Below are 5,871 nucleotides of genomic sequence, written 5' to 3'. Positions count from 1 at the left end.
AAGCCGCCACCCGCGAGAAAATCGCCACGCGTATCGCCACCTGGCCGGAAGGCTTTGTCGTGGCGGAAGTGGATGGCGTGGTTCCCGACCGTGCGCATGAAGATGGAAGCCGGTAACGGTTCCACCGAAGACTTGACCGGTCGTGTGATCGACCTGTGCGCCCCGATCGGCAAAGGCCAGCGTGGTCTGATCGTGGCGCCGCCGAAAGCCGGTAAAACGATCATGCTGCAAAACATCGCAGCGAACATCGCCCGTAACAACCCTGAAGTTCACCTGATCGTGTTGCTGATCGACGAGCGTCCGGAAGAAGTAACCGAAATGCAGCGCACCGTGCGCGGCGAAGTGGTTGCCTCGACCTTCGACGAGCCGCCGACCCGTCACGTACAGGTAGCTGAAATGGTGATCGAGAAGGCCAAGCGCCTGGTCGAACACAAGAAAGACGTGGTGATCCTGCTCGACTCCATCACCCGTCTGGCCCGTGCCTACAACACCGTGATCCCGAGCTCCGGCAAGGTATTGACCGGTGGTGTCGATGCTCACGCCCTTGAGAAGCCAAAGCGTTTCTTCGGTGCGGCACGTAACATCGAAGAAGGCGGCTCGCTGACCATTATCGCCACCGCGCTGGTTGAAACCGGCTCGAAAATGGACGAAGTGATCTACGAAGAGTTCAAGGGTACCGGCAACATGGAACTGCCTCTGGATCGCAAGATCGCCGAGAAGCGCGTGTTCCCTGCGATCAACATCAACCGCTCCGGCACCCGCCGCGAAGAGTTGCTGACCGCCGACGACGAACTGCAGCGCATGTGGATTCTGCGCAAGCTGCTGCACCCGATGGACGAAGTCGCAGCGATCGAGTTCCTGGTCGACAAGCTGAAAACGACCAAGACCAACGACGAGTTCTTCCTGTCGATGAAGCGCAAGTAACATCGCAGATTGAGCCGATAAAAATGGCGTCCCTACGGGGGCGCCATTTTTTTGCCCGTATTTTGTCCGGGCGAAGGGACGATGGCGATCTGGTAAGGTCTGTGCCTTGCAGAATGAGCAGCAACGTACGAGACCGTTTCCGGGTAAGAGAATCAGGCTGTACAAATAATAACCAACTGATTGGCATTCAAGATTTATGAGCACACTCGCTTATCGAAGGGATATCGACGGCTTGCGGGCCGTTGCGGTCATCGCCGTGGTCCTTTTCCACTTTGGCGTCCCGGGGTTTACCGGCGGTTTTGTCGGCGTAGACGTGTTCTTCGTGATTTCCGGCTACCTCATTACCTCGATCATCTGGAACCAGCGTCAGGCCGGGCGTTTCAGCTTCGTCGAGTTCTGGGCACGCCGTGCGCGGCGGATCCTGCCGGCGCTGTTTGCGATGATCGTCGCCGTGCTGGCGGTGGGCTGGTTCCTGATGGCGCCCAAGGATTACGAAGAACTGGGGCGCTCGGTGCGTTATCAGGTGCTGTTCGTCTCGAACATTCTGTTTATGCGTCAGGACGGCTATTTCGACGTCGCGTCTGACCTCAAACCGATGTTGCACACCTGGTCGCTGGCGGTTGAAGAGCAGTTCTACATTCTCTTCCCGCTGCTACTGGCCGTCATGTCGAGTCGCCTCAAACACTGGCGACTGGCGCTGTTCGCGATTCTGCTGGTGTCCTTCGGCCTGAGCGTGTGGGCGGTCAGCCACCACCCGGAAAAAGCCTTCTTCCTGTTGCCGATGCGCGCCTGGGAACTGCTCGCCGGTGCGATGCTGGCAGTCGCGCCGAAGCAGGCCTGGCGGTTGAAGCCAATGGCTGCGCAACTGCTGAGTTTGCTCGGCATGGGCCTGATCCTGCTGGCGGTGTTCGGCTACGACAAGTCCACGCCATTCCCCGGTGCGGCGGCGTTGCTGCCGGTGCTGGGTGTTGTGCTGCTGATTTTCGCCAACGGTCATCGCGAGACGGTGGTTGGTCAATTGTTGAGCAGTAAGGTGATGGTCGGTTTCGGCCTGATCTCCTATTCCTGGTACCTGTGGCATTGGCCGGTGTTCGTGTTTTCCAGCTATGCCAGCGTTGAAGACACCACTGCGCTCGACAACGCCGGGTTGATTCTGCTGACGCTGGTGCTGGGTTATCTGTCGTGGAAATTCATCGAAACGCCGTTCCGCGAGCGCCGTTTGCTCGCCGGTCGTCGGCCGATTCTGATTGCCGGCGCGCTGGGCGTGCTGGTGTTGGCGCTGGCCGGGCAAACGCTGCGCTGGACCGATGGCTTGCCGTGGCGCTTGTCCGATCAGGCCCTGCAATATGCCAAGGGCCACGACTGGCGGCCGGAGTTGATGGCGTGTCTGGCGGACGACAAGACACCTGATGACAAACTGTTCTGTCATTACGGTGTGGCCGACGTGCCCGCGCAGGCGCTGGTCTGGGGCGACAGTCACGCCACGGCACTGATTCCGATATTCGATGACGGCGCGAAAGCCCACGACGTCAGCGTGATTCTCGCCAGTTCACCGGGCTGCATTCCGGTGGAAGGTCTGGAACATGGCCCGGTGTGCGCGCATTTCAATCGCCGGATTGAGCAGGCGTTGAAAGAGAAAACCGTCAGCGATGTGGTGCTGGTCGCGCGCTGGAGTCTGTATGTCTACGGTGCGGCCAATGGCGACCTGGGCCACGTCCTGCGAACTGCGGACGGTCGTTATGATCGCGCCTATGCCGAGCAACGTCTGGCCGACGGTCTGCGTGCGCGGGTTGCGCAGTTGCGTGCCAGCGGCCATCGCGTCTGGCTGGTCAAAGAGGCGCCGTTGCAGCCCTACAGCCCGCCGTATCGCCTGACGCGATTGGCGATGCTCGATCGTTCGGTTGAAGGTGTTGGTCAGCAAGTCGCCATTCACCACGAGCGTCAGGTGTTTATCAGCCAGTTGTTCGCTGAGCTGGCCAAAGACCCGGCGGTGCGCATCGTCGACCCGGCGCCGCGACTGTGTGACGACAAGGGTTTGTGTCACGCCGAGCTCGACGGCTACTCGCTGTACACCGACGACAATCACCTCTCGGAAGTCGGCGCGCGTCTGGTGGCACCGATCATGGAACCGTTGTTCATTAACCTGCAACGCCAGGAAAACCTTGGCAAAGCCCAGACGAATGCAGCCAAGTAAGCAGCGACAGGCTGCCACAGGGCTGCATAGCAGGTAGGATGTACGCCTATTTTGAGGGTGCCATCGTCAATGAAATTCAAGGATCTTCGGGATTTCGTGCAGCAGCTTGAGCAGCGCGGAGAGTTGAAACGCATCCAGATTCCCGTCTCGCCGGTGCTGGAGATGACTGAGGTGTGTGACCGCACGCTGCGGGCCAAGGGCCCGGCGCTGCTGTTCGAAAAGCCCACCGGCTACGACATTCCGGTGCTCGGCAACCTGTTCGGCACGCCCGAGCGGGTGGCCATGGGCATGGGCGCCGAGTCCGTCAGCGAGCTGCGCGAAATCGGCAAGCTGCTGGCGTTCCTCAAGGAACCCGAGCCGCCGAAGGGCTTGAAAGACGCGTGGTCGAAGCTGCCGATCTTCCGCAAGATCATCTCGATGGCGCCGAAAGTCGTCAAAGACGCGGTGTGCCAGGAAGTGGTCATTGAAGGCGACGACGTCGACCTGGCGATGCTGCCGGTGCAGACCTGCTGGCCCGGCGACGTCGGCCCGCTGATCACCTGGGGCCTGACCGTCACCAAAGGCCCGAACAAGGAACGCCAGAACCTCGGTATCTACCGTCAGCAAGTGATCGGCCGTAACAAGGTGATCATGCGCTGGCTCAGCCACCGCGGCGGCGCACTGGATTATCGCGAATGGTGCGAGAAGCATCCGGGCCAGCCGTTCCCGGTGTCCGTGGCCCTCGGCGCCGATCCGGCAACTATCCTCGGCGCCGTGACGCCGGTACCGGACAGCCTCTCCGAATACGCTTTCGCCGGTCTGCTGCGCGGTAATCGCACCGAACTGGTGAAGTGCCGTGGCAACGACCTGCAAGTGCCGGCCACTGCCGAAATCATCCTCGAAGGTGTGATCCATCCGGGCGAAATGGCCGATGAAGGCCCGTACGGCGACCACACCGGTTACTACAACGAAGTCGACAGCTTCCCGGTGTTCACCGTCGAACGCATCACCCACCGGATCAAACCGATCTATCACAGCACCTACACCGGCCGTCCGCCAGATGAACCGGCGATCCTCGGTGTGGCGCTAAACGAAGTGTTCGTGCCGATTCTGCAAAAGCAGTTTCCGGAAATCACCGACTTCTACCTGCCGCCGGAAGGCTGTTCGTACCGCATGGCCATCGTGACCATGAAGAAGTCGTATCCGGGGCATGCCAAGCGCGTGATGCTCGGTGTCTGGTCGTTTTTGCGACAGTTCATGTACACCAAGTTCGTTATCGTCACTGACGACGATATCAACGCCCGCGACTGGAACGACGTGATCTGGGCCATCACCACGCGCATGGATCCCAAGCGCGACACGGTGATGATCGATAACACGCCGATCGACTACCTCGACTTCGCCTCGCCGATCTCCGGCCTGGGTTCGAAAATGGGCCTCGATGCCACCCACAAGTGGCCGGGCGAAACCACTCGCGAGTGGGGCCGCGTGATCGTCAAGGACGACGCCGTCACCCAACGAATCGATGCCATCTGGAATCAGTTAGGAATAGATTGATGCGTGTAACCCTGCAGCCCTCCGGAGCAGTGCTCGAGATACAGCCCGGTGAGCGGATTCTCGATGGTGCGCGGCGCCTGGGCTACGAATGCCCGCAAAGCTGCCGCAACGGCAATTGTCACGTGTGTGCGGCGCTGCTGGTTGAAGGCCGCGTCGAACAGGCCGGCAAGGTGCATGACCATGGTGAGTTCTACACTTGCATAGCCGAGCCGCTGGAAGACTGCATCCTGCTGTGGGATGGCGTGCTCGCGCTGGGAGAACTGCCGGTGCGCAGCCTGTCGTGTCAGGTTATTGAATGCCGCGATGTCGGTGGCGACACTTGGCGCGTGCGTCTGCGTGCGCCGGCGGGTAAGCCACCGCGCTATCACGCCGGGCAGTACTTGATGATCGAACGCGAGAACGGCGAGAAGTCGGCGTTCTCCATGGCTTCGGCACCGCATGGCGGACGCGATCTGGAAATCCATGTGCTGGCGCGCGAAGCCAGTGCACTGAGCCTGATCGAACAGCTGCAACGCAACGCAATGGTGCGTGTCGAGTTGCCATTCGGTGATACGCATCTGGCCGAGCTGCCGGATGGGCCGCTGGTGCTGGTCGCTGCGGGTACCGGCATGGGCCAGATTCACGCGCTGATCGAGCACTGCCGCGCCAACGGCTTCAAACATCCCGTGCATCTGTATTGGGGCGTGCGTCGTCCGGAAGATTTCTATGAGATCGAACATTGGGACGAATGGCAGAAGTTGCCTAACCTGTTCCTGCACAAAGTCGTCAGCGATCAATGCGGTTGGGAAGGGCGCTGCGGCATGCTGCACGAAGCAGTCTGTGAAGATTTCCCCGATCTGAAACCGCTGCACGTCTACGCCAGCGGCTCACCGGCCATGGTCTACGGCACCCTCGACGCCTTGGTCGAAGCCGGGATGGACGCCCATCAAATGCGTGCCGACGTGTTTGCCTACGCCCCGCGCTCTTGAGCCGCGCTCCTGATTCGTTATAACTCTCTATATAGCCGATCGGTATTTATGTAATTGCATAAATGCCGCTAGGTTATATATCAATCAGGCAATCAATTAAGAACTGTGCCATGGCACTCAAATTGCCTTAAAACATATGTGCCTTATTGTTACAGCGGTGCGTTCTATTAAGTAATTCTTTACCCGCGGGGAGCTGAACGCTATTCGCCATGAGCGCCATTGAAAACGCTTTTCTGAATCTGAATTACC

At 59.8% G+C, this 5,871-nt stretch carries 3 protein-coding genes and 2 pseudogenes; all 5 read left to right on the top strand.

Annotated features, from left to right (window positions below; translation table 11 throughout):
* Positions 1-83 (top strand): annotated as a pseudogene (locus ACIP1X_RS27390) (GNAT family N-acetyltransferase); the annotation flags it as partial.
* 10 nt (positions 84-93) lie between these two features.
* Positions 94-924, top strand: a pseudogene (rho, locus tag ACIP1X_RS27385) (transcription termination factor Rho); the annotation flags it as partial.
* A gap of 196 nt (positions 925-1,120) precedes the next feature.
* Positions 1,121-3,118 carry an acyltransferase family protein gene (locus tag ACIP1X_RS27380; RefSeq protein ID WP_282356451.1) on the top strand — a complete coding sequence of 666 codons (1,998 nt, stop codon included), beginning with the start codon at positions 1,121-1,123 and terminating at the stop codon, positions 3,116-3,118.
* Between the two features lie 69 nt (positions 3,119-3,187).
* On the top strand, positions 3,188-4,654 hold the full coding sequence (ubiD, locus tag ACIP1X_RS27375) for a 4-hydroxy-3-polyprenylbenzoate decarboxylase (protein WP_034151998.1): 1,467 nt from the start codon (positions 3,188-3,190) through the stop codon (positions 4,652-4,654).
* Positions 4,654-5,622 carry a CDP-6-deoxy-delta-3,4-glucoseen reductase gene (locus ACIP1X_RS27370; protein ID WP_159814342.1) on the top strand — a complete coding sequence of 323 codons (969 nt, stop codon included), beginning with the start codon at positions 4,654-4,656 and terminating at the stop codon, positions 5,620-5,622. The genes ubiD and ACIP1X_RS27370 overlap by 1 nt, the downstream gene beginning before the upstream one ends.
* The last annotated feature ends 249 nt before the right edge of the window (positions 5,623-5,871 follow it).

This window comes from Pseudomonas sp. NPDC088885 (genome assembly GCF_044750025.1).
Classification (GTDB): domain Bacteria; phylum Pseudomonadota; class Gammaproteobacteria; order Pseudomonadales; family Pseudomonadaceae; genus Aquipseudomonas; species Aquipseudomonas rustica.
The sequence above is the reverse complement of the archived record's forward strand: the minus strand, read 5'-3'. Positions and strand labels throughout refer to the sequence as shown.